This window comes from Pseudomonas sp. JAI115 (assembly GCF_014200835.1).
GTDB classification, from domain to species: domain Bacteria; phylum Pseudomonadota; class Gammaproteobacteria; order Pseudomonadales; family Pseudomonadaceae; genus Aquipseudomonas; species Aquipseudomonas putida_A.
Genome location: NZ_JACHCY010000005.1, coordinates 102,635 through 124,116 on the forward strand (window position 1 = coordinate 102,635; position 21,482 = coordinate 124,116).

General features: G+C 62.1%; 20 protein-coding genes. 15 read left to right on the top strand and 5 right to left on the bottom strand.

All coding sequences use genetic code 11. The features are described 5' to 3' along the window. Positions 1 to 190: 190 nt before the first annotated feature. The 5 genes from cobJ to HDC30_RS13920 all read right to left on the bottom strand — a co-directional run bounded on the left by cobJ (position 191) and on the right by HDC30_RS13920 (position 5,315). Positions 191 to 1,891 carry a precorrin-3B C(17)-methyltransferase gene (gene cobJ, locus HDC30_RS13900; RefSeq protein WP_183783625.1) on the bottom strand — a complete coding sequence of 567 codons (1,701 nt, stop codon included), beginning with the start codon at positions 1,889 to 1,891 and terminating at the stop codon, positions 191 to 193. After that, complete coding sequence (locus HDC30_RS13905; protein ID WP_371917839.1) at positions 1,891 to 2,625, bottom strand: precorrin-2 C(20)-methyltransferase; 735 nt, start codon at positions 2,623 to 2,625, stop codon at positions 1,891 to 1,893. The genes cobJ and HDC30_RS13905 overlap by 1 nt, the downstream gene beginning before the upstream one ends. Then, complete coding sequence (locus HDC30_RS13910; RefSeq protein WP_096794809.1) at positions 2,622 to 3,248, bottom strand: precorrin-8X methylmutase; 627 nt, start codon at positions 3,246 to 3,248, stop codon at positions 2,622 to 2,624. The genes HDC30_RS13905 and HDC30_RS13910 overlap by 4 nt, the downstream gene beginning before the upstream one ends. Beyond that, positions 3,241 to 4,539, bottom strand: a complete 1,299-nt coding sequence (gene cobG, locus HDC30_RS13915) for a precorrin-3B synthase (protein WP_311660819.1) — start codon at positions 4,537 to 4,539, stop codon at positions 3,241 to 3,243. The genes HDC30_RS13910 and cobG overlap by 8 nt, the downstream gene beginning before the upstream one ends. A gap of 119 nt (positions 4,540 to 4,658) precedes the next feature. After that, the gene (locus HDC30_RS13920) at positions 4,659 to 5,315 is read right to left on the bottom strand and encodes a hypothetical protein (protein WP_183783629.1); all 657 of its coding nucleotides are present in this window, start codon (positions 5,313 to 5,315) and stop codon (positions 4,659 to 4,661) included. A 233-nt stretch (positions 5,316 to 5,548) separates the two neighbouring features. Between HDC30_RS13920 and cbiE the strand changes: the two genes are divergently transcribed. The 15 genes from cbiE (at position 5,549) to urtA (ending at position 21,344) form a co-directional block, all read left to right on the top strand. Further along, complete coding sequence (gene cbiE, locus HDC30_RS13925) at positions 5,549 to 6,760, top strand: precorrin-6y C5,15-methyltransferase (decarboxylating) subunit CbiE (RefSeq protein ID WP_183783631.1); 1,212 nt, start codon at positions 5,549 to 5,551, stop codon at positions 6,758 to 6,760. Then, entirely contained in the window at positions 6,753 to 7,850 is a 1,098-nt protein-coding gene (locus HDC30_RS13930) for a cobalt-precorrin-5B (C(1))-methyltransferase (protein WP_183783633.1), read from the top strand. Before cbiE ends, HDC30_RS13930 begins: the two co-directional genes overlap by 8 nt. Then, complete coding sequence (locus HDC30_RS13935) at positions 7,847 to 8,572, top strand: cobalt-precorrin-6A reductase (RefSeq protein ID WP_183783635.1); 726 nt, start codon at positions 7,847 to 7,849, stop codon at positions 8,570 to 8,572. Before HDC30_RS13930 ends, HDC30_RS13935 begins: the two co-directional genes overlap by 4 nt. A gap of 56 nt (positions 8,573 to 8,628) precedes the next feature. Continuing rightward, positions 8,629 to 8,964 (top strand): type II toxin-antitoxin system RelE/ParE family toxin, encoded by a 336-nt coding sequence (locus HDC30_RS13940; RefSeq protein ID WP_027613575.1) that lies wholly within the window; start codon positions 8,629 to 8,631, stop codon positions 8,962 to 8,964. 4 nt (positions 8,965 to 8,968) lie between these two features. Next, positions 8,969 to 9,292 carry a DNA-binding protein gene (locus HDC30_RS13945; protein ID WP_027613574.1) on the top strand — a complete coding sequence of 108 codons (324 nt, stop codon included), beginning with the start codon at positions 8,969 to 8,971 and terminating at the stop codon, positions 9,290 to 9,292. 114 nt (positions 9,293 to 9,406) lie between these two features. After that, positions 9,407 to 9,805 carry a DUF2946 domain-containing protein gene (locus tag HDC30_RS13950; protein WP_096794803.1) on the top strand — a complete coding sequence of 133 codons (399 nt, stop codon included), beginning with the start codon at positions 9,407 to 9,409 and terminating at the stop codon, positions 9,803 to 9,805. Between the two features lie 48 nt (positions 9,806 to 9,853). Then, positions 9,854 to 10,333, top strand: a complete 480-nt coding sequence (locus HDC30_RS13955) for a copper chaperone PCu(A)C (RefSeq protein ID WP_115988305.1) — start codon at positions 9,854 to 9,856, stop codon at positions 10,331 to 10,333. Positions 10,334 to 10,354: 21 nt separating this feature from the next. Continuing rightward, on the top strand, positions 10,355 to 10,801 hold the full coding sequence (locus tag HDC30_RS13960; protein ID WP_183783637.1) for a DUF2946 domain-containing protein: 447 nt from the start codon (positions 10,355 to 10,357) through the stop codon (positions 10,799 to 10,801). A gap of 85 nt (positions 10,802 to 10,886) precedes the next feature. Continuing rightward, the gene (locus tag HDC30_RS13965; protein ID WP_183783639.1) at positions 10,887 to 13,007 is read left to right on the top strand and encodes a TonB-dependent copper receptor; all 2,121 of its coding nucleotides are present in this window, start codon (positions 10,887 to 10,889) and stop codon (positions 13,005 to 13,007) included. A gap of 177 nt (positions 13,008 to 13,184) precedes the next feature. Further along, the gene (locus HDC30_RS13970; RefSeq protein ID WP_183783641.1) at positions 13,185 to 14,564 is read left to right on the top strand and encodes a PepSY domain-containing protein; all 1,380 of its coding nucleotides are present in this window, start codon (positions 13,185 to 13,187) and stop codon (positions 14,562 to 14,564) included. 150 nt (positions 14,565 to 14,714) lie between these two features. Further along, a complete protein-coding gene (locus HDC30_RS13975; RefSeq protein ID WP_183783643.1) occupies positions 14,715 to 16,838 on the top strand; it encodes a TonB-dependent siderophore receptor in 2,124 nt (707 codons plus the stop codon). A gap of 172 nt (positions 16,839 to 17,010) precedes the next feature. Next, on the top strand, positions 17,011 to 17,799 hold the full coding sequence (locus tag HDC30_RS13980; RefSeq protein ID WP_183783645.1) for an ABC transporter ATP-binding protein: 789 nt from the start codon (positions 17,011 to 17,013) through the stop codon (positions 17,797 to 17,799). Beyond that, positions 17,796 to 18,743 carry an ABC transporter substrate-binding protein gene (locus HDC30_RS13985; RefSeq protein ID WP_115988311.1) on the top strand — a complete coding sequence of 316 codons (948 nt, stop codon included), beginning with the start codon at positions 17,796 to 17,798 and terminating at the stop codon, positions 18,741 to 18,743. The genes HDC30_RS13980 and HDC30_RS13985 overlap by 4 nt, the downstream gene beginning before the upstream one ends. Then, positions 18,740 to 19,750 (top strand): iron ABC transporter permease, encoded by a 1,011-nt coding sequence (locus HDC30_RS13990; protein ID WP_183783647.1) that lies wholly within the window; start codon positions 18,740 to 18,742, stop codon positions 19,748 to 19,750. The genes HDC30_RS13985 and HDC30_RS13990 overlap by 4 nt, the downstream gene beginning before the upstream one ends. Before the next feature lie 328 nt (positions 19,751 to 20,078). Beyond that, positions 20,079 to 21,344 carry an urea ABC transporter substrate-binding protein gene (urtA, locus tag HDC30_RS13995; protein ID WP_027613564.1) on the top strand — a complete coding sequence of 422 codons (1,266 nt, stop codon included), beginning with the start codon at positions 20,079 to 20,081 and terminating at the stop codon, positions 21,342 to 21,344. The last annotated feature ends 138 nt before the right edge of the window (positions 21,345 to 21,482 follow it).

Here is a 21,482-nt window from a genome sequence, read left to right on the forward strand (position 1 = left end):
AGGCTGCAATTTCAGGTCTGCCTATCAGTATTCAAGATAAGTCGAACAGAATGTAAGCAAAGAGAAAGCTCTCACACAGAAGCGGAGCAGATCGTACAGGTCGCGTTGAACAATATGACGCGGTCAGAACCGGAAACAATCTGTGCGGGAGATCGCGGTTGGCGAGGCAGCAAGCTCCCTCGCCAACGGCTCAGGACTGGGGCTTTTCGCCGTACCAGCGCGGCGTGTAGACCCACTCGCCACCTTCAGCCTTGGGGAAGGTGCAAGTCGTTGAAGAGCCAACCAGCACCATGGTGCGCATGTCCACCTGATCCGGGGTCAGTTGCCCCAGTGTCGTCACGCGCAGGGTTTGCCCCGGGCGACCGATGTCGCGCCCCAGCACCACCGGTGTTGCCGCGCTGCGATGCTGCGCGACGATTTCCAATGCGCGCCCCAATTGCCAGGGACGCGCACGGGAGATCGGGTTGTAGAAGGCCAGCGCCAGATCGGCCTCGGCCGCCAGATCCAGACGTTTTTCAATGATCGACCACGGCTTGAGGTTGTCCGACAGCGACATCACGCAGAAATCATGCCCCAGCGGCGCACCCGCTTGCGCAGCCGTGGCAAGCGAGGCGGACACCCCCGGCAGGATTTCCAGCTCGACGCTGTGCCATTTCGGGTCGGTCGACTCGTGCAACGCTTCGAGCACCGCCGCGGCCATGGCGAACACGCCGGGGTCGCCGGATGAGACCACGATGACCGAACGCCCCTCGGCCGCCAGCCGGAAGGCGTGGCGGGCGCGCTGCATTTCTTCGCGATTGTCGGTGCAGTGCTGCACCTGATCATCGCGAAACGGGCCGGCCATGCGCACATAGGTTTCGTAGCCGAGCACATCGGTGGCCCGCGCCAGTTCCGCCTTGACCGCAGGCACCATCAACTCGGCAGCGCCGGGGCCAAGGCCGATCACCGCCAGGCGCCCACGCTGCCGACCGATCTGCGCGACGTCGAGCGGCTGTTCGGCCCGCGCAATCGCCAGACCGTTGGTATTGCTGATCGCGGCCTGCGGCAGTGCCTGACGAGCCAACTCGCCGAGGTCTTTCTGCGCCGCGACAAAGCGCAGCGGCACCCCCAGTTCGAGGGCGGCTTCACGCAGTCTGGCCGACGCCATTTCAGTGTCAGCCGCCAGCAGACAGGCCAGCGACTGCTGCGCAACCCCGGCCTGCTGCAACGCGGCGCGCACGGCATGCGGCAGATCGTCCAACTGCGCACTCACCGCCACCGCCACACTGCGGGGATAGATCAGCAACTCGTTGGCGCTCGCGACACGCTCGGCACTGCCGACATGAATCGAGCGCTGCGCCTGCGGGTCTTGCGGCAACTGCGCCTGATCCAGCCACGGCGCCGCCCCTTCAATGCGCACGCTGTGCCCCGCCAGCAGATCGGAAACGAGACGCTTGCCCAGTTCCAGATCAGCCAGCGCATAACCGCTGGGTGGATTGAGCAGGCAGGTGCCAAAACGCAATTCGCCACTGGTGGTGATCGCCGCGGCGACCTGCAATGCGGCGGCGATTTCCCGGGCCATGACATTCACTCCGCCGAGGCCACCGAGCAGCGGCACCACGGCGCTGCCGTCTTCAGCAACGGCGAGCACCGCCGGTTCAGCACCTTTTTCCAGCAACAACGGCGCCAGGGTGCGAATGACAATGCCGGCCGCGCACAGGGCAATGATCGGCGTGTCTTGCTGATACAACTCACGCAGGGTCGCGCCGAATTCCTGATAGCTGCAGTCGGCGCCTTCGACGCGTCCGGCGAGGCCGTGGATCTGCGCTGTCGGATACAACTGCTGGATCCGCCGTGCGGTGGCGAGCGCGCCTTGTCCGAGGATGACAATGGCCGGTGTGGATGGCGTCATCAACCTTGCCACCGTTCGCCCGGGACGATGATCAGCGAGAAGTACGGCGAGGACATCGGCTCGACCTGATCCAGCGGCACGATCTTCTGATTGGCCATGGTCGCGCGTTCGACGTACAGCGCCCGCTCGGCCAGACCGAGTTCTTCGAGTACCGCACGGACCTTGGGAAAGTTGCGCCCCAGTTTCATGATCACCGCCGCATCGGCGTCGGCCAGACGGCGCTTGAGATCCTCATGCGGCAGCACGCCGGAGAGCACCGACAGGCTCTGGTTGCGATACACCAGCGGCGCGCCGAGCACCGAGGCGCCGCCGAGCATCGAGCACACGCCCGGTACCACTTCGGCTTCATAGCGCGTGGACAACCGGTCATGCAGATACATGTAGGAGCCGTAGAAGAACGGATCGCCTTCGCAGATCACTGCAACGTCGCGCCCGGCGTCCAGATGCGCCGCAACTTCTTCGGCGGCATCATCATAGAAATCGCTGATCACTTGCTCGTAGGACAGCGGCGCCGGCAGCACTTCGGTGGTCACCGGGTACACCAGCGGCAACAGATTCTGCGCGTCCTGCAGGTGCGCTTCGATAATGCCGAACGCATTGCCCTTCTTGCCCTTGGCGACAAAGTACGCCACCACTGGCGACTCGCGCAGCAGACGCAGGGCTTTGACGGTGATCAGTTCCGGATCACCGGGGCCCACACCGAGGCCGATCAAACGTCCTTTGGCCTGCATCATTCGATCTCCGTGGCGAGGGCATTGACTGCTGCGGCGGCCATGGCGCTGCCGCCGAGCCGGCCTTGCATGATCACGAACGGTACGCCGCGACTGTCAGCCGCCAGCGCCGCTTTCGATTCGGCAGCGCCGACGAAACCTACCGGGAAGCCGAGGATCAGCGCCGGTTTCGGTGCCCCGGCGTCGAGCATTTCCAGCAGATAGAACAGCGCGGTCGGCGCGTTGCCGATCACCACCACGCTGCCTTCCAGATGCGGACGCCACAGTTCCAGCGCGGCCGCCGAGCGGGTGTTGCCCAGCTCACGGGCCAGCTGCGGCACGCTGTCGTCACGCAAAGTGCAGATCACCTCGTTGTTGGCTGGCAGACGGGCGCGGGTCACGCCTTCGGAGACCATCCGCGCGTCGCACAGGATCGGCGCACCGGCCGCCAGCGCATCGCGCCCGGCCTTGCCGGCACCTTCGGAAAACTGCAGACCATCGACCGCCTCGACCATGCCGCAGGCGTGGATCACCCGCACCGCGAGTTTTTCCAGATCGGCCGGGATGCGCGCCAGATTGGCCTCGCTGCGAATGATCGCGAAGGAGTTGCGATAGATCTCCTGACCGTCGCGGATGTAATCAAGCATCAAGGGGGCTCCGTGAGCGGGCGTCGAGCAGGATCGCGGCCGCTTCAATAGTAAGGTTGCGTGCGTGCAGCGTGCCGAAACCCGGCAGCGCTGCATCGCGAAAATAAAGGTCGTAATGACCGGGGCTGACCGCTAGCAAAGTCGCCGGTGTGCGATGGGCCGCAGCGCAAGAGCGCGGGCAACCGGACAGGTGCACGCTCTGCGCCTGTGGCAATAGCGTCGCCAGCAGCCGCGCGTCGTGTTTGGTATCGGCCAGGCCTTTGCCGCAGCCGCTGGAGCCGGTGCAGGCAATCAGTCGGGACAACGGCTCGCTTATGTCGGTCAGCCAGTGCAATTGCCTCAGGTGTTGCAGGACTCGCCCCGCGTCGGCGGGCTTCACGTTCGGCAGCAGCAGACTTTGCCAAGGGGTGAAACGCAGGCTGCCATCTCCGAACTCGCGAGCCAGCTGGGCCACGCCCCACAGCATGGCCGGATCGAGACGGCCGAGCGCCGGCACCGCACCGACATATACCCGGTCGTCAGCGTTTTGCGCGTGAACACCGATATGCAGCGCATCCGCCATCGGCGTGCGCTGTCGAGCAACGGCAGCTTTGATCGCCACGCGTTCGCGCAATTGTTCGAGAAACGCCAGCAGCGGCAGTTCATCGAGCAAATGGCGCATGCGGGTCTGCTCCGGCCGAGCCAGCTCAAGGAACAACTCCAGCACCGCGACCACCAGTGCATGGCCGTTTTCCACGCTCACGGCACCGGCCGCACGATCGGTCGGGCAGCCGGCCAGACCGAACGCCAACAACACTTCACCGTCACGTTCGAACGCCGACAGCCACAGATCATGCGGATGCTCGAGCATCGCCAACGCCTCACCGCCGTCCAGTTGCACGGCGAACTTGGCGCTCAACTCATGAAAGCGCGGATGTGTCTGCAGGGTCGCCAGAATCTGTTCAGCCAGGGGCCGGGTATCGAATAGCAACTGCCGATCGATCCCGGCACTCGGGCTGAGCATCAGGTTGCGCACATCGTCGCCCGCTGCGGTTTGCGGCCCCAGGCCGGCGGCCAGCAAACTGTCGATCAATGCCGCTGACTGCTCGCCGATGCCGCGAATCTGCAGATTGGCGCGGTTGGTCGCCTCGATCGCGCCACTGGCAAAACGCTCGGCGGCATCGGCCACCGCGTCGGCCTGATTGGCAGTGATCGAGCCGCCATTGAGCTTGATCCGGCAAATGCCGCCGTCCAGCGCCTGGACAATACGCAGCAACCCCGGACAAGCCGAGGGGCGCAGAGCGGTGGACATTGAGCGTTCGTTCAAGGGATGACCGGCTGACGGGCAGCGCTGTGGTGGGCGAAAGGTCGCCATTATGCCTGCTTTGCCCGAGCGCATGAAAATGCCTGCCGGTCGGAAACTGCGGCTGTTCAGAGTTCGACCTCCTCAAGGTCGGGCACGCTCTCGCGAATCGCCTGATCTACAACGTCCCGGCTTTTGTCGATGTCCCGGCGACTGATCACCATTCTCCTGGCGCGGATGTCCAGTTGCGACATCGGTTGATGGACCTGCCAGAACAGGTAGCTGGTACTCAACACCAACTTGAAAAAGCGGATATGGCTGAGCAACACAACCAACTCGCCGTTGGCGTTCTGACTGACCGGCACAATGTGCGAGGTGAAGGTTTTGCCACTCAGGGCGGTAAACTTTTGCAGTAGCGCTACATCTTTTTCAAGCGCTGCCAGCCCGGCTTCAACCTGCGCTAATTGAACGCGCGCGAGCAAGGGTGCTGTCGACCGCCGCCACGCCTCCTGCACACTTCCGGAAAACGCCTCCTGGACCAGCACCACCGGTTTCTCCTCCTGTTCCCAGCCACATGACCACAAGCCTCCGACAAAGTAATCGAACCACTCTGCAGGCTGAAGACTGCTGTCACAACGGCTGTCCGCCGCGATCTGGGCGAGATAAATGCAGTTCCTCACAAATCTGTTATCGGCCTCTGCCCGCCCCTCCAGTCCGGTGAACAACATATTATTAACGGCAACTGCATTACTCTGACTTAAACGTGTAGCTGAATTGATATCCATATCGCTCCCTGCCAACTTGGCACGTGTTAATTTTATAGCTTCATTGCGCCAGACTTATTAAAAAGAACTGACTTGTAATCAAACTAACAAAAACGGAAGTTGAAAAAATCACTATTACTCGACATTAAGTTTCCGCGTTGTTCTCGACACGCCGCGACGACAGACCTGCGTCAGGTGCCGGCAGTCGCGTTATCATGCCGCCCGTGAAGATCTACTCAGGATTAAGGAACGGCATGACACCCTGGCTGACGGTTGTGGGAATCGGTGAAGACGGCTTCAAGGGCCTGGGCAAAAACGCCCGGCGCGCCCTGCTGGCTGCTTCGCGGATCATCGGCGGCCAGCGGCAACTGGACTTGCTGCCGGTGTGCATTCGTGGCGAACGCACTTTGTGGCCGAGTCCGTTTTCCCTCGCGCCGGTATTGGAGCAGCGCGGCCGAGCGGTGTGCGTGTTGGCCAGTGGTGATCCGATGTTCTACGGCGTCGGCGCCAGCCTCGCGCGTCACGTGCCGAGTGTCGAGATGCTGATCCTGCCCGCGCCCTCTTCCTGTTCGCTGGCCGCCGCCCGGCTCGGCTGGCCGTTACAGGAGGTGGTCACCCTCTCGCTGGTGGCGCGACCACTGGCGGCACTCAATGCGCAGCTGTTCAGCGGGGTGCGCCTGTTGCTGTTGAGCAATGACCGGCACAGTCCGGCGGCAGTCGCGGCGATGCTGCGCGAGCGCGGTTTTGGCGGCAGCCGCCTGACTGTGCTTGAGCATTTGGGCGGCGATGCCGAACGGCGCCTCGAAAGTACTGCCAATGACTGGAATGACCCGGCGATTGCCGATCTGAATGTGATCGCCATCGAATGCCTGGCCGATGCGCAGGCACCGCGCCTGTCACGTCTTGCCGGACTGCCCGATTCGGCATTCCAGCACGACGGCCAACTGACCAAACGCGATGTCCGCGCCATCACCCTAGCCCGCCTCGCGCCGATCCCCGGCGAACTGCTGTGGGATGTCGGCGGCGGTTGCGGCTCGATCGGCATCGAATGGATGCGCGCGCACCCGAGCTGCCGCGCGATTGCCATCGAGGCGGACGAAGGCCGACAGGCCTTGATCGAACACAACCGCGACGCGTTGGGCGTACCCGGTCTGCACCTGGTGCGTGGCCGCGCACCGCAGGCCCTTGCCGGGCTGGAGCGACCCGACGCGGTCTTCATCGGCGGCGGCGTGACCCGTGAAGGCGTGTTTGAAACCTGCTGGGAACAACTCAAACCCGGTGGTCGACTGGTTGCCAACGCCGTGACCCTGCAAAGTGAAGTCACTCTGATGCACTGGCGCGAACGCCACGGCGGCGAACTGACCCGAATTCACGTGGCCCAGGCGCAACCGCTGGGCGAGTTCGACACCTGGCGTCAGGCGTTGCCGATTACCCTGCTGGATCTGGTCAAACCCCTCGATGCGTGACGAAACCGCCGAACAACCCGCGCCCCTGCGTAGCGGTCTGACCACCGGCAGCTGCGCCACCGCCACCAGCCTCGCCGCCGCCCGCCTGCTGCTCGGCGGTACGTCGGCGGATGCGGTGCAGATCGTTCTGCCCAAAGGCAAACAAGTGCAGATGCGCCTGGAGTTCTGCCGCCTGACCGAGGGCGGCGCCGAGGCCGGGACGATCAAGGACGCCGGCGACGACCCGGACGTAACGCACGGTGCGCTGCTCTATTCGCACGTGCGGCTGCTGGCCGAGCCGGGGATTCGCTTTGTCGCGGGCGCAGGTGTCGGCACCGTGACCCGGCCGGGGCTGGTGCTCGGCGTCGGTGAACCGGCGATCAACCCGGTGCCACGCAAGATGATCAGCGACCACCTGACGCTGCTCGCCACCGAAAGCGCTTATGCCGGCGGCTTCGAGGTCACCGTCAATGTCGAGGGCGGCGAGGCGCTGGCACTGAAAACCATGAACCCGCGGCTGGGCATTCTCGGTGGTTTGTCGATCCTCGGCACCAGCGGTATCGTCCGGCCGTTTTCCTGCGCGGCGTACATCGCCTCGATCCATCAGGGCATCGACGTCGCCAAAACCAATGGCTATCTGCACATTGCCGCGTGCACCGGCAACGCCAGCGAAGACACCATGCGCCGGGTCTACGACCTGCCGGAAATCGCCTTGATCGAAATGGGCGACTTTGTCGGTGCGGTGCTCAAGCATCTGCGCAAAGTGCCTGTGGATAAACTCAGCCTGTGTGGCGGCTTCGGCAAGATCAGCAAACTGGCGGCCGGGCACATGGATCTGCACTCTCGCCATTCCAGCATCGACCTGCCGCAACTGGCCGAATGGGCGGCGGCGATTGGCGCCGATCAGGCGTTGCAACAGCGTATTCGTGAAGCGAACACCAGTCAGCAGGCCCTGGCGATGGCCAGTGCGGCAGGCATTGCCCTCGGCAATGAGGTCTGCCGCCACGCGCTGAATTTCGCCTGCAGCGTGGTGCCGGCGCAGGTGCAGGTCGAGGTGTTTGCGATTGATCGCCAGGGCGGCATTGTCGGCCACGCCGGAGGTTTTGCATGAAACGCATTCTGCTGCTTGGCGGCGTCACCGAGGCGTTGACCATCGCCCGTACGCTGGGGCCAGAACACATTTACAGTCTGGCCGGCGTGGGCCGGGTGCCGACCGACCTGACCTGCCAGGTGCGCGTCGGCGGCTACGGCGGGGCCGAAGGTCTGGCGCAATTCATTCGCGACGAAGGCATCACACTTTTGCTCGATGCGACCCATCCCTACGCCGCGCAAATCAGCCACAACGCCGCCATCGCCGCACAACTCGCCGGCATCCCCTGCTGGGCCTTGCGCCGCCCCGCGTGGCAGCCGCAACCGGGCGACGACTGGCGAGAAGTCAGCGACTGGGCCGAACTGATCGAAGCCCTCAAACCGTTCCGCCGCCCGCTGTTCACCCTCGGCCGCGAACCGCTGCAACACCTCGACGAAATCCCTGCCAACCAGTATTGGACCCTGCGCGCCCTCGACGCTTATCCCGGTAACGAACGCTGCGAAGTCATCGGCGCCCGTGGGCCGTTTCTGCTGGAGGATGAACGCGCACTGTTCGAATGCCGGCAGATCGATGTGCTGATCAGCAAGAACAGCGGCAGCACCGCGACCGAGCCGAAACTGGAAGTGGCGCGGGAGTTGGGGGTGCCGGTGATGGTGTTGAAGCGGCCGGAGGTGGCGGGGGTTGATCGGGAGTTTTGGACGCTTCAAGAAACACTTGTTGAATTGGAGACGATCACCTCCTGAGGCAAGATCCACGGCTTGCATGATAAGTAACCTATTTGTTACCTTCAGGGCCGACTGTGATCACACTCGAAGAATATCTACAAGAAAACGATTCAAGCCCGTTTGGCCGTTGGATCTCCACTTTGAGCGTGCCGGCCGCAGCGAGGGTTTCGAAAGCCTTGGCACGGTTGGAAGCGGGCAACACCTCCAACATCAAGTGGTTCGATGGTCTCGGCGAATACAAAATAAACTGGGGGCCTGGCTATAGAATTTATCTGATACAAGAGGGAAAACGACTGATCATCTTGTTCGGTGGAGGAGATAAATCCACACAGAGACAGGACATCAAACAGGTGAAAGCACTGATAGCCGAATTTCGAACTCGAAAAAAAGCTGAACAGAACCAGAGGTAATTTGATGGCGCTCACTCGAAGCTACAAAATTTCAATTTCAGAGCGTGCACAACGTGATCCCGAATTTGCCCAGGCATTACTGGACGAAGCCGCAACGCTTTTTCTGAATGGCGAGCCAGAAGTTGCGAGGATAATTTTGCGCGACCTCGTCAATGCAACTGTCGGATTCGAAGAACTTGCAAGGGAGACTGAAAAGCCCAGCAAAAGCCTGCATCGAATGTTGTCCGCCAAAGGCAACCCGAGCATGGACAATCTGGCAAAAATTTTTTCGGTAATCCGAACTACGCTGGGAGTAGACATGGAGGTTCACGCGGTACCAGTGAACTGAGCGATTGGTTGATGAGATCGCTGCGACACCAAACCGCACGACGCCTTTTTACTTATCGGCCCTGATCAGGCTAAATAGCCCGCGCCTGATCGCCCACCCAACGGATCTGTCCCCATGAACCGACACCGGCTTGCATTTGCCTGGATCGCCTGCTTTGCAGTGCTGTTCAACATGCTCGCCATGCCGATGACCGGGGCGATGGCGCAGGCGGCCAGTTCACCGGCCGAACAGTTGCTGTGGAGCAGCTTCTGCACCGGCAGCGGGACGAAGATGGTGGCGATCAACATCGGCGCCCCAGAGCAGAAAGCCCCGTCCAACGACAGCCATTCCAACATGCAGCATTGCTGGTGCTGCTCGGGTTCAGCGCCGCTGGTGGCGTTGCCGGGCCATGCACCGCAGCTGTATTTCGCCCGCTACGAAAGCAATCGCAGCGTGGCGCCGCCCTCGTTGCAAACACCGACACCGCGCCAGCAATGGCCGAGCCTTAATCCCCGCGCCTCGCCTCTGGTTTGATTTGTTCTCGCAATTGACCTGCGTATCAAATCGTTCTGGAGAACTGCCATGTTGAACAAACTCTTCGTCATCGCTGCGCTGTTGCTGCCGGCGTGCTTCGCCCATGCCCACGAATACAAGGCCGGCGAGCTGGAAATCGCTCACCCGTGGTCGCAGGAGCTGCCGCCCAACGCGCCGACCGTCGCGGCTTATTTCGTGATCAGCAATCCCGGCAAGACCGACGACCGCCTGCTCAGCGTCGATTCGCCGATCACCGCCGAAGCGCAACTGCATGAGCATGTGATGCAGGGCGACCTGATGAAAATGCAGCAGGTGCCCGACGTGGTGATTCCTGCTGGCGGCAAGGTGACGTTCGCGCCGATGGCCTATCACGTGATGCTGCTCAACCCGAAAGACCGCAGCCTGCTCAGCGACGGCAAACGCTTCCCGCTGACCCTGCATTTCGAGAAGGCCGGTGACGTCACCGTCGAAGTCGCGGTGCAGAAGAAACCTCCGCAAGATACCCAGGCACACGATCACGCCCAGTAACCGATCCGGCTGACCACGCCCGTGCGCCCGCAACGCGCCGGGGCATCCCGCCTGCATCGCCAGAGCCAGACTCTGACCCGCGGTAGCTGGATCGCCCTGTTCGCCATGTTGATGATCTTCATCGGCCCGCTGATTTCTCAGTCGATGCCGATGGATCAGCACGCCTCGACTTCCATGCCGATGAGCATGGACTTGGCGATGGATATGCCGGGCATGGATCACGCCGCGCACGGTGCACAACCGGCTGCCGAACACTGCCCGCCACAATCCTCGCACCACGCCCTATGGGAAAAATGCGGTTATTGCAGCCTGCTGTTCAATTGCCCGGCGCTGACCGGTGGCGGCACGTTCGCCACATTCAGCATTGCCCACGTCAACACCTTCACCCCGCCCTTCCCGCGTCTGGGCCATGCCCGGCAGACCTTCTTCCCCGGCGCCCGCACCCGCGCCCCGCCCATCACGGCGTAAACACCGCACCTTTGATTGCACACGGTTGAGAAGACAGCTTCAGGCTGCCGGCCGTGTCGTTTACGACTGTTTGATGGAAATTGTCATGTCCAGGTTTTCTGCTGTTCCACGCTCGGGTTCTGCCCAGGCGTCTTTCGCGCTGAACGCATCGCGCATTGGTTTCTCGCACGCCACCGCCGTCCTTTGCGGCGTTCTGTTATCGCCGCTGGTGCTGGCCGATGACCACGCCGGTCACGTTGATGAACTCAGCCCGACGGTGATCACCGCGATCGCTCCCAGCTCGCCGTTGACCATCGTCACCAACCCCAAGGATCCGCGTCAGCCGGTGCCGGCCAGTGACGGCGGCGATTACCTGAAGACCATTCCCGGCTTCGCCCTGGTGCGCAATGGCGGCACCAACGGTGATCCGGTGCTGCGCGGGATGTTCGGTTCGCGCCTGAACATTCTCACCAACGGCAGCATGCTGCTCGGCGCCTGCCCCGGGCGGATGGACGCGCCGACCTCGTACATCTCGCCGGAAACCTACGACAAACTCACGGTGATCAAGGGCCCGCAAACCGTACTCTGGGGGCCGGGCGCATCGGCCGGCACGATCCTCTTCGACCGTGAGCCGGAAAGCTTCGGCGAACTCGGCACGCGGGTGAATGCCAGCGTGCTGGCCGGCTCCAACGGACGCTTCGACAAAGTTGTCGACGCCGCTGCCGGCGGGCCATTGGGCTACGTACGGGTAATCGGCAATACCGCGCACTCCGACGACTATCGCGACGGCAACAACGACAGCGTGCCGTCGCGCTACGACAAGTGGAACGGTGACATCGCGCTCGGCTGGACCCCGGACGCCGACACCCTGATCGAACTCACCGCCGGCAAGGGCGACGGCGAAGCGCGCTACGCCGGGCGCGGCATGGACGGTTCGCAGTTCCTGCGCGAAAGCCTCGGCCTGCGCTTCGAAAAATCCAACATCACCGACGTACTGGAGAAACTCGAAGCGCAGGTCTACTACAACTACGCCGACCACGTGATGGACAACTACAGCCTGCGCACCCCATCCGGCACCGGGATGATGGCGGGGCCCATGGCCTCCAACGTCGACCGGCGCACCCTCGGCGCGCGGATCAAGGCAACCTGGCGCTGGGCCGACATCCAGCTGATCACCGGTCTCGATGCGCAGACCAACGAGCATCGCCAGCGCAGTGGCATGGGCATCGACACCTACAAGGATCAGCCGTACACCAAGGACGCCGATTTCCATAACTACGGCGTGTTCAGCGAAATGACCTGGTACGCCGCCGACCGTGATCGGCTGATTACCGGCGCCCGGGTCGACCGTGCTTCGGCCAAGGATTACCGGCAGCGCATTGGTTCGGGAATGATGAGCCGGCCAAATCCGACCGCCGACGAGACCCGCGCCGACACCCTGCCAAGCGGCTTCGTGCGTTACGAGCATGACCTCGCTGACAGCCCGGCCACGCTGTACGCCGGCCTCGGTCACGCGCAGCGCTTCCCGGATTACTGGGAGCTGTTTTCACCGAAGTCCGGCCCGGCCGGCTCGCTGAATGCGTTCGACTCGATCAAACCGGAGAAGACCACCCAGTTCGACTTCGGCGTGAACTACAAGACTGCCGAACTCGAAGCCTGGGCCTCGGGCTACATCGGTGTGGTGCGCGACTACATCCTGTTCGACTACACACCGACGATGATGGGCATGAGCACTTCGCGCGCGGAAAACATCGACGCGCGGATCATGGGTGGCGAGCTCGGTGCCGCCTACAAACTCACCGATAACTGGAAAGCCGACGCGACCCTGGCTTACGCCTGGGGCAAGAACAGCAGCGACGGCAAAGCCCTGCCGCAAATGCCGCCGCTGGATGCGCGCTTCGGCCTGACCTACAGCGAAGACAACTGGAGCGCCGGGGCGCTGTGGCGCGTGGTCGCGGCGCAAAACCGCATCGACCAGAACAAGGGCAACGTGGTCGGCAAGGACTACGACAAGAGCGGCGGCTTTGGCGTGTTCTCGCTCAACGGCGCCTACCGGATCAACAAAAACTGGAAGGTCAGCACCGGCGTCGACAACCTGTTCGGCAAGGCTTACGCCGAGCACCTGAACCTGGCCGGTAACGCCGGTTTCGGCTACCCGGCCAACGACCCGCAAGCGATCAACGAGCCGGGGCGCACGCTCTGGACCAAGGTCGATATGAGTTTCTAACCGAGCGGCACGCCTTGCCCTTGTGGGAGCGGACTTGCTCGCGAAGACGGCGGTACATCCAGCATGGGTGGCGCCTGACACGACGCTTTCGCGAGCAAGCCCGCTCCCATAGGAGTGCAGTGGTGAAACTCCCCATACAGAACAAAGAAAAGATCCAAGCCAAGCGGAGCAAACGTGATGCAAAAGCCCAAACCGAACTTCTACAACCTGGCCTGGCGCTGGCATTTCTATGCCGGCCTATTCGTCGCGCCCTTCATGGTGATGCTGGCCCTGACCGGCATCATCTACCTGTTCAAACCGCAACTCGATTCACTGATGTACAGCAGCCTGCTCAACGTCCCCGCCGGGCATCACACGGTGCCGGCCGATGATCTGCTGCAACGGGTGAAAAGCGCTTATCCACAAGGCCAGATCACCCAGTACCTGCCGCCGGCCAACGCCGAACGCAGCGCTCAGTTTGTCGTGAAGAATGAGGGTCATGAACTCAATGTGTTCATCGACCCGTACCACGGCGACATCCTTGGCGAGCAGGATGCGAAGAAAAATCTGCAAGCCGTCGCCCGCGCCATTCACGGCGAATTGATGATCGGCACGCTCGGTGATCGCCTGATCGAACTCGCCGCCGGTTGGGGCGTGGTGCTGGTGGTGTCGGGGGTGTTTCTGTGGTGGCCGCGCGGTCAGGCCGCCGGGATTCTGTGGCCACGCCTGAACAGTCGCGGTCGGGTGTTGTGGCGTGATCTGCACGCGGTCACCGGGTTCTGGGGCGCGGCATTGCTGCTGGTGATGCTGCTCAGCGGCATGACCTGGACCGGCTTCTGGGGCAAGCAGTACGCCCAGGTGTGGAACGTGTTCCCGGCCGCGATGTGGAACAACGTGCCGACCTCCGACGTCGAGGCCGGCAGCCTCAATAACGCCGCGCGCCAGACCGTGCCATGGGCAATGGAAAACACGCCGATGCCGATGTCCGGCGACCACGCCGAACACATGGCCCACGGCGGCATGCAACACGGTCCCGCCGCACCCGCGATCAGCCTGCAAGAGGTGCAGAACATCGCCATTGAACGCAAGGTCGAACCGGGCTACAGCATCACCCTGCCGACCACCGCAACCGGTGTGTTCACCATTGCCGTGTTCGCCGACGACCCGCGCAACGACGCGACCCTGCATGTCGATCAGTACACCGGCAAGGTCCTCGCTGATGTGCGTTTCGAGCAGTACGGCGCGGTGGCACGGGCCACGGAAATCGGTGTGATGCTGCATGAGGGCAAGATGTTCGGCACCTTCAACCAGATTGTCGTGCTGCTGATCTGCCTGATGATTCTGCTCAGCGCCGTCAGCGGTGTGGTGATCTGGTGGAAGCGGCGTCCGCAGGGCAAGTTCGGCGTGCCGCCGCTGCGCCATGACCTGCCGAAATGGAAAACCGGCGTGGCGATCATGCTCGCTCTGGCCGTGATCTTTCCGCTGGTGGGCGCTTCGCTGGTGCTGGTCTGGCTGCTGGATCGGCTGCTGTTGTCGCGTCTGGGCCGCCAAGCTGAATCTGCCTCAACTTCAACGTGAAGCAGGCGAGATGCGCGTTTCAGACAGATCTTTAAACTGCCGGGACTTAAACTCCGGCATTTTTTAGTGTTACTGTATAACGCAAATAGGCCGCCCTGCCCGCAACCAAAAGTTGCGGGCTTTCTTTTGAAGAAGTGATTCACCGTCCCGATGAACAAGTACCTCTTGTCCAGCCTCTGCCTGTTCGCCCTGAACAACGCCAACGCCGACGGCCAGCCGCTGACGCTGCCCACCGGCACCATCTCCGCACCTGCGGTTGACGAAGAAAGTGTCAGCCTGACCACGCCGACCACCGCCGGCTCGCGCCTGAACCTGACGGCCATGGAAACTCCGGCCAGCGTCGAAAGCCTTAGCGGCGAGCAGGTTCGCGCCCGTGGTGATCGCAGCGTGCAGGACGCCGTGTCGCGCAGCACCGGCATCAGCCGCACCGGCACCCCGGGCGATGGCGGCACCTCGTTGCAGGCACGCGGTTTTACCGGGCAGAGTTCGGTGATGCAGTTGTATGACGGCAATCGGATGTACACCGGCATGGGCACCGTGACCTTTCCGGTCGACACCTGGTCGGTGCAGCGCGTAGACGTACTGCGCGGCCCGGCCTCGGTGCTGTACGGCGAAGGCGCGACCGGTGCGGTGGTCAACGTGATTCCGAAGAAACCGTTCGAGGGTGAAATCGAAAATCACCTGCGCGTCGGCTACGGTTCCTACGACAGCCAGCAGCAGGCGTTCGACAGCGGCGGCTCGCTGAGCGACACCCTGAGCTATCGCCTCAATCTCAATCGTCTGCGCAGCAACGGCTGGATCGATCGCGGTGACTCCTCCAGCGACTTCATCAGCGCCGCCCTGCGCTGGCAGGCCACCGAAGACCTGGCCTTCACCCTCGCCCACGATTACGGCGATCAGCGCCCGCAGAACTACTTCGGCACTCCACTGATCAACGGCCGATTGCAGGACAGCCTGCGCAACAAGAACTACAACGTGCGCGACGACCAGCAGCACTACAACGATCAGTGGACGCGCCTGACCAGCGATTGGCAGATCAACGACGCCGTCTTTGCCAGCAACGAGCTGTACTACCTCAAAGCCCAGCGCCGCTGGCAGAACGCCGAAAACTACAACTTCGACACCGCCACGCAACAGCTCAGCCGCAGCGGCTACTTCGGCATCGGCCATCAGCAGGAGCAGGTCGGCGACCGCCAGACCTTCACCTTCAAGCACTCGCTGTTCGGCCTCGACAGCCAGACCGTGACCGGCGTCGATTACAACCGCATCCGCTTCCAGCTCAATAGCAACTCGCCGTTCAACGATGTGCTGCCGAACGGTCAGGCGCTGGATCTGTATCACCCGCAACCGGGCTATTTCGAAAGCGCCAACCCGTACCGCGACCAGTTCGACAGCACCACCAAACAGATGTCAGTGTTCGCTGAAAACCGCACGCAACTGAGCGAGCGCTGGTCGCTGGTGACCGGCGTGCGCCGTGATTACGTGCACGTTGATCGCAACAATCTGATCGACGACAGCCAGAGCGACAAGACCCTGACCGGCAACAACTGGAAGGCCGGACTAGTGTTTGCCCTGACGCCCGAGACTTCGTTCTACGGTCAGGTCGCGACCAGCACCGACGGCATCGGCGGCCTGATATCCCTCAGTCCGAGCCAGCAGCAATACGACCTGTCGACCGCGCGCCAGACAGAAATCGGCCTGAAGCAGTTGTTCTGGGATCAGCGCGGCGAGTTCACCCTGGCGGCCTATCGCATCGTCAAAAAGAAACTGCTGACCGACGATCCGGGCAACCCGACGCTCAAGCAGCAAGTTGGCCAGCAATCTTCCAACGGCCTGGAAGCCAGCCTCGATCTGCAACTGCCGCACGCCTGGCAACTGCAGGCCAACGCGGCGATTGTGAAGGCCAAGTACGATGACTTCTCCGAAGTGGTCGACGGGCAAACCCTGTCGTACAACGGCAATCGCCCGGTGGATGTACCACGGCGCACCGCCAATCTGTGGCTGAACAAAAACCTCAGTGATGATCTGAAGGCCGGGGCCGGCGTGCGTTATGTCGATGCGCGCTACGCCGACATGGCCAACCGCAACGAGCTGCCGAGTTACACCGTGGTCGATGCGACGCTGTCGTGGCAAGCCCTGCGCAACACCACGCTTGGCCTGCAACTGAACAATCTGTTTGACCGCCAGTACGCACAAAGCCAATACAATGCCGGCCAGCAGTGGATTCTCGGCGAGCCGAGATCGTTCTTCGTCACGGCGGATTACACCTTTTAAAAGCTCAAACATTCCTGTGGTGAGGGGATTTATCCCCGATCGGCGGCGAAGCCGTCGCAATCCGATGAATACAGTCTTCTGACAAATCGTGATTACAGGTTTTGGGACCGCTGCGCGGTCCATCGGGGATAAATCCCCTCACCACAAATGATGTAATGAATTCAGGAATTTGATGACCTCGCTAAATCTCGCCAACCTCGCCTGGACACCTCTGGGCCACGGCCACTGCCATCACCAGTTCCAGCTGCGTGACGCCTCGTTGCAGGTGGCCGCCGGTGAGTTTGTCGGGCTGATCGGCCCCAACGGCAGCGGCAAGACCAGCCTGCTGCGCTGCGCCTATCGCTTCAGCCAGCCGGAAAGCGGAGAGGTCAGACTCGATCACCACAACGTGTGGAAACAGTCCTCGCGCTGGTGCGCGAAACGCATCGCCGTGGTTTTGCAGGAATTCCCCGATGCCTTTGGCCTGACCGTCGAAGAAGTGGTCGCCATGGGTCGCACGCCGCACAAAGGCCTGTTCGATGGCGACACGCTGGAAGATCGCAATCTGACGACGCAAGCGCTCAAATCCGTCGGCCTCGACGGCTTCGAAGACCATGCGTTCGCCACCCTGTCCGGCGGTGAGAAGCAGCGGGTGATCCTTGCCCGCGCCCTGACTCAGCAACCGCAACTGCTGATCCTCGACGAGCCGACCAACCACCTCGACCCGCGTTATCAGCTCGAACTGCTGCAACTGGTCAAACGTCTGCAGATCGGCACCCTCGCCAGCATTCACGACCTGAACCTGGCCGCCGCGTTCTGTGACCGACTGTACGTGATCAATCACGGGCGGATCGTCGCCAGCGGCACGCCGCAACAGGTACTCACCACCGAGCTGCTGCGCGACGTGTTCGGCGTCGAGGCGTTGATCGATTCCCACCCTCTTCACGGCTACCCGCGAATCACCTGGATAACCCGACCATGACTGTGCGTTCCCTGCTTTGTGTCGCTCTTTTGTTGTGCAGTGCCCAGGCCTTCGCCGAAGCTACGAAATACCCGTTGACCATCCATAGCTGCAACCGCGAAGTGACCTTCAACGAAGCGCCGAAACACGCGGTCAGCCACGACATCAACATGACCCAGATGATGCTCGCCCTCGGCCTCAAATCGCGCATGGCCGGTTACAGCGGCGTCAGCGGCTGGAAGTCGGTGACGCCCGAAATGCAGTCGTTGCTCGACGGTTTGCCGGAGCTGGCTGCGAAATATCCATCGGTGGAAACCCTGCTCAACGCCAACGTTGATTTTTTCTTCGCCGGCTGGGATTACGGCATGCGCGTCGGTGGCGACCTCACGCCGCAGACCCTGCAACCGCTGGGCATCAACGTGTATGAGCTGACCGAATCCTGCGCCTTCGTGATGAAGCGTCCGGCGGCGACGCTGGACGACACCTACAACGACCTGCGCAACCTCGGGAAAATTTTCGACGTGCAGGATCGCGCCAACGCACTGATCGCCGACATGCAGAATCAGGTCGCCGAGATCCGCAAAGACCTGCCCGCCGACAAGCCGCGCGTGTTTCTCTACGACAGCGGCGAAGACCGCGCCATGACTTCCGGGCGTCTCGGCATGCCGCAGGCGCTGATTGATGCTGCAGGCGGGCGCAACATTCTCGACGACGTCGACGCGAGCTGGACGAGGGTCAACTGGGAGACCGTGGTCGAACGCAATCCGCAGGTGATCGTGATCGTCGACTACAGCGAAATCACCGCTGAACAGAAGATCGAATTTCTGCTGAAGAACCCGGCGCTGCAATCGGTCGATGCGATCAAGAACCAGCGCTTCATCGTCATCCCTTACGTGCAGGCCACGCCGGGGATCGATAACGTGCTGGCGGTGGAAACCCTGGCCAAGGGGTTCCACGGCGAATGATCGACCGTCGCTACGCCTTGTTGCTGACCGCCCTCGGCGCCGTGTTGCTGGTGTCGTGCGTGATGTCGCTGGGATTCGGCCCGGCACGGGTGCCAGTGGACGTGGTGTGGCGGATTCTGCTGCACAAGGCTTTCGGTCTCGGCGAGGTGAGCTGGAGCGCCGGACAGGAACACATCGTCTGGCTGATCCGCGTGCCGCGCATGTTGCTCGGGGCGTTGGTTGGTGCCGGGCTGGCGTTGATTGGCGCGGTGCTGCAAGCGGTAACGCGTAATCCACTGGCCGATCCGCACCTGCTCGGCGTCACCTCTGGCGCGACACTCGGCGCAGTGATCGTGGTGCTGCACATCGGTGAGATCGTCGGTTTGCTGACCTTGCCGATTGCCGCATTCATCGGTGCATTGCTGAGCATGTTTCTGGTACTGGGCATTGCCAACCGTCAGGGTCGGCTCGACAGCGACCGCTTGCTGCTGTGCGGCGTGGCGGTGTCGTTCGTGATGATGGCAATCGCCAATCTGCTTCTGTTCATGGGCGACCATCGCGCCAGTTCGGCGGTGATGTTCTGGATGCTCGGCGGCCTCGGCCTCGCGCGTTGGGAGCTGCTGACGGTGCCGGCCCTGAGCGTGTTGCTCGGCCTCGGTTTGCTGCTGGGTATGGCCCGACCGTTGAACGCCTTGATGGCCGGCGAACAGACCGCCGTCACCCTCGGTCTGAATGCCCGTGCGGTGCGCCTGCGGGTGTTTGTGATCGCGTCCTTGATGACCGGGGTGCTGGTGTCGATCAGTGGCTCAATCGGTTTTGTCGGGCTGATGGTGCCGCACATTGCCCGGCGTCTGGTCGGTGCCGAACACCGCCGATTGCTGCCGGCCTGCGTCTTGCTCGGCAGCCTGTTTCTGGTGTGGGTCGATGTCGCCGCGCGAACCCTGATCGCGCCGGAAGACCTGCCCATCGGCGTTGCCACCGCTGCCATCGGCGGCCTCTTTTTCATCGGCCTGATGCGCCGCCGCTGACACAACAAACATAAAAAACTGTGGGAGCGAGCCTGCTCGCGAAGAGGCCGTGCCAGCCAACTTCATTTTTGAATGACCCACCGCATTCGCGAGCAAGCCCGCTCCAACAGTGAATGGCACTGTTTGCGAAATCGGCGCCCTAATCTGGCGCACACGAATGCACCGTCACACGCGACTCGTTCCTTCATGGTGCACCCCACCCGCGCGCAACCGCTCTAAACCGACATTTTTCTGCCCGATCCCGACCGGGCACAGCCCTTGCAAAACAGTCTTCAGTCGTCCGCATCTGCCAACCATAAAAAACTTTAATGTTCATGGAGATCGCACAATGAAGCGTCGCAGTTTGATCAAGGCTTTCACACTCACGGCATCCATTGCCGCGATGGGCATGACCTGGACTGTCCAGGCCGCCGAGACCATCAAGGTGGGGATTCTGCATTCGTTGTCCGGGACCATGGCGATCTCCGAAACATCGCTCAAAGACATGGCGCTGATGACCATCGACGAGATCAACGCCAAGGGCGGGGTGAACGGCAAGATGCTCGAACCGGTGGTAGTCGACCCGGCGTCCAACTGGCCGCTGTTTGCCGAAAAGGGCCGGCAGTTGCTGACCCAGGACAAAGTCGCCGTGGTGTTCGGTTGCTGGACGTCGGTGTCGCGTAAGTCGGTACTGCCGGTGTTCGAAGAACTCAACGGCCTGCTGTTCTACCCGGTGCAGTACGAAGGTGAAGAGATGTCGCCGAACGTGTTCTACACCGGCGCCGCGCCGAACCAGCAAGCGATCCCCGCCGTTGAATACCTGATGAGCGAAGAAGGCGGCAGCGCCAAGCGCTTCTTCCTGCTCGGCACCGACTACGTCTACCCGCGCACCACCAACAAGATCCTGCGCTCGTTCCTGCATTCCAAAGGCGTGGCCGACAAGGACATCGAAGAGGTCTACACCCCGTTCGGTCACAGCGACTATCAAACCATCGTCGCCAACATCAAGAAATTCTCCGCCGGCGGCAAGACTGCTGTGATCTCCACGGTCAACGGCGACTCCAACGTGCCGTTCTACAAAGAGCTGGCCAATCAGGGCCTGAAGGCTACCGACGTACCGGTGGTGGCGTTCTCGGTGGGTGAAGAAGAGCTGCGCGGCATCGACACCAAACCGCTGGTGGGCAACCTTGCGGCGTGGAACTACTTCGAGTCCGTGGAGAACCCGGTGAACAAGAAGTTCGTCGCTGACTGGAAGGCTTACGCGAAGAAACACAACCTGCCGGGCGCCGACAAAGCGGTGACCAACGACCCGATGGAAGCCACTTACGTCGGCATCCACATGTGGGCGCAGGCAGCGGAAAAAGCCAAGTCCACCGACGTCGACAAAGTTCGCGAAGCGCTGGCCGGCCAGACCTTCGCCGCGCCGTCCGGTTACACCCTGACCATGGACAAGACCAACCACCACCTGCACAAACCGGTGATGATCGGCGAGATCCAGAACGACGGTCAGTTCAACGTCGTGTGGCAGACCGAAGGCCCGATCCGCGCCCAGCCTTGGAGTCCGTTTATCGATGGCAACGACAAGAAGCCGGATTACGCGGTGAAGAGCAACTGAGCCATTGGGTGTCGGGCTGTTAAGACTTTCAGTCCGACACACTCCCTCTGTGGGAACAATATTTTGTGGTGAGGGGATTCATCCCCGACCGGCTGCGAAGCAGTCGCGAAATCAGTCGACGCGATCAATCTGATACAC

Coding starts and splice junctions, on each gene's coding strand:
- HDC30_RS13970 (WP_183783641.1), top strand. CDS start 13,185: ATGCAAAAGCCCAAACCGAACTTCTACAACCTGGCCTGGCGCTGGCAT.
- cbiE (WP_183783631.1), top strand. CDS start 5,549: ATGACACCCTGGCTGACGGTTGTGGGAATCGGTGAAGACGGCTTCAAG.
- HDC30_RS13965 (WP_183783639.1), top strand. CDS start 10,887: ATGTCCAGGTTTTCTGCTGTTCCACGCTCGGGTTCTGCCCAGGCGTCT.
- cobG (WP_311660819.1), bottom strand. CDS start 4,539: ATGTCCACCGCTCTGCGCCCCTCGGCTTGTCCGGGGTTGCTGCGTATT.
- cobJ (WP_183783625.1), bottom strand. CDS start 1,891: ATGACGCCATCCACACCGGCCATTGTCATCCTCGGACAAGGCGCGCTC.
- HDC30_RS13935 (WP_183783635.1), top strand. CDS start 7,847: ATGAAACGCATTCTGCTGCTTGGCGGCGTCACCGAGGCGTTGACCATC.
- HDC30_RS13955 (WP_115988305.1), top strand. CDS start 9,854: ATGTTGAACAAACTCTTCGTCATCGCTGCGCTGTTGCTGCCGGCGTGC.
- HDC30_RS13985 (WP_115988311.1), top strand. CDS start 17,796: ATGACTGTGCGTTCCCTGCTTTGTGTCGCTCTTTTGTTGTGCAGTGCC.
- HDC30_RS13975 (WP_183783643.1), top strand. CDS start 14,715: ATGAACAAGTACCTCTTGTCCAGCCTCTGCCTGTTCGCCCTGAACAAC.
- HDC30_RS13905 (WP_371917839.1), bottom strand. CDS start 2,625: ATGATGCAGGCCAAAGGACGTTTGATCGGCCTCGGTGTGGGCCCCGGT.
- HDC30_RS13920 (WP_183783629.1), bottom strand. CDS start 5,315: ATGGATATCAATTCAGCTACACGTTTAAGTCAGAGTAATGCAGTTGCC.
- HDC30_RS13945 (WP_027613574.1), top strand. CDS start 8,969: ATGGCGCTCACTCGAAGCTACAAAATTTCAATTTCAGAGCGTGCACAA.
- HDC30_RS13950 (WP_096794803.1), top strand. CDS start 9,407: ATGAACCGACACCGGCTTGCATTTGCCTGGATCGCCTGCTTTGCAGTG.
- HDC30_RS13910 (WP_096794809.1), bottom strand. CDS start 3,248: ATGCTTGATTACATCCGCGACGGTCAGGAGATCTATCGCAACTCCTTC.
- HDC30_RS13990 (WP_183783647.1), top strand. CDS start 18,740: ATGATCGACCGTCGCTACGCCTTGTTGCTGACCGCCCTCGGCGCCGTG.
- HDC30_RS13930 (WP_183783633.1), top strand. CDS start 6,753: ATGCGTGACGAAACCGCCGAACAACCCGCGCCCCTGCGTAGCGGTCTG.
- urtA (WP_027613564.1), top strand. CDS start 20,079: ATGAAGCGTCGCAGTTTGATCAAGGCTTTCACACTCACGGCATCCATT.
- HDC30_RS13980 (WP_183783645.1), top strand. CDS start 17,011: ATGACCTCGCTAAATCTCGCCAACCTCGCCTGGACACCTCTGGGCCAC.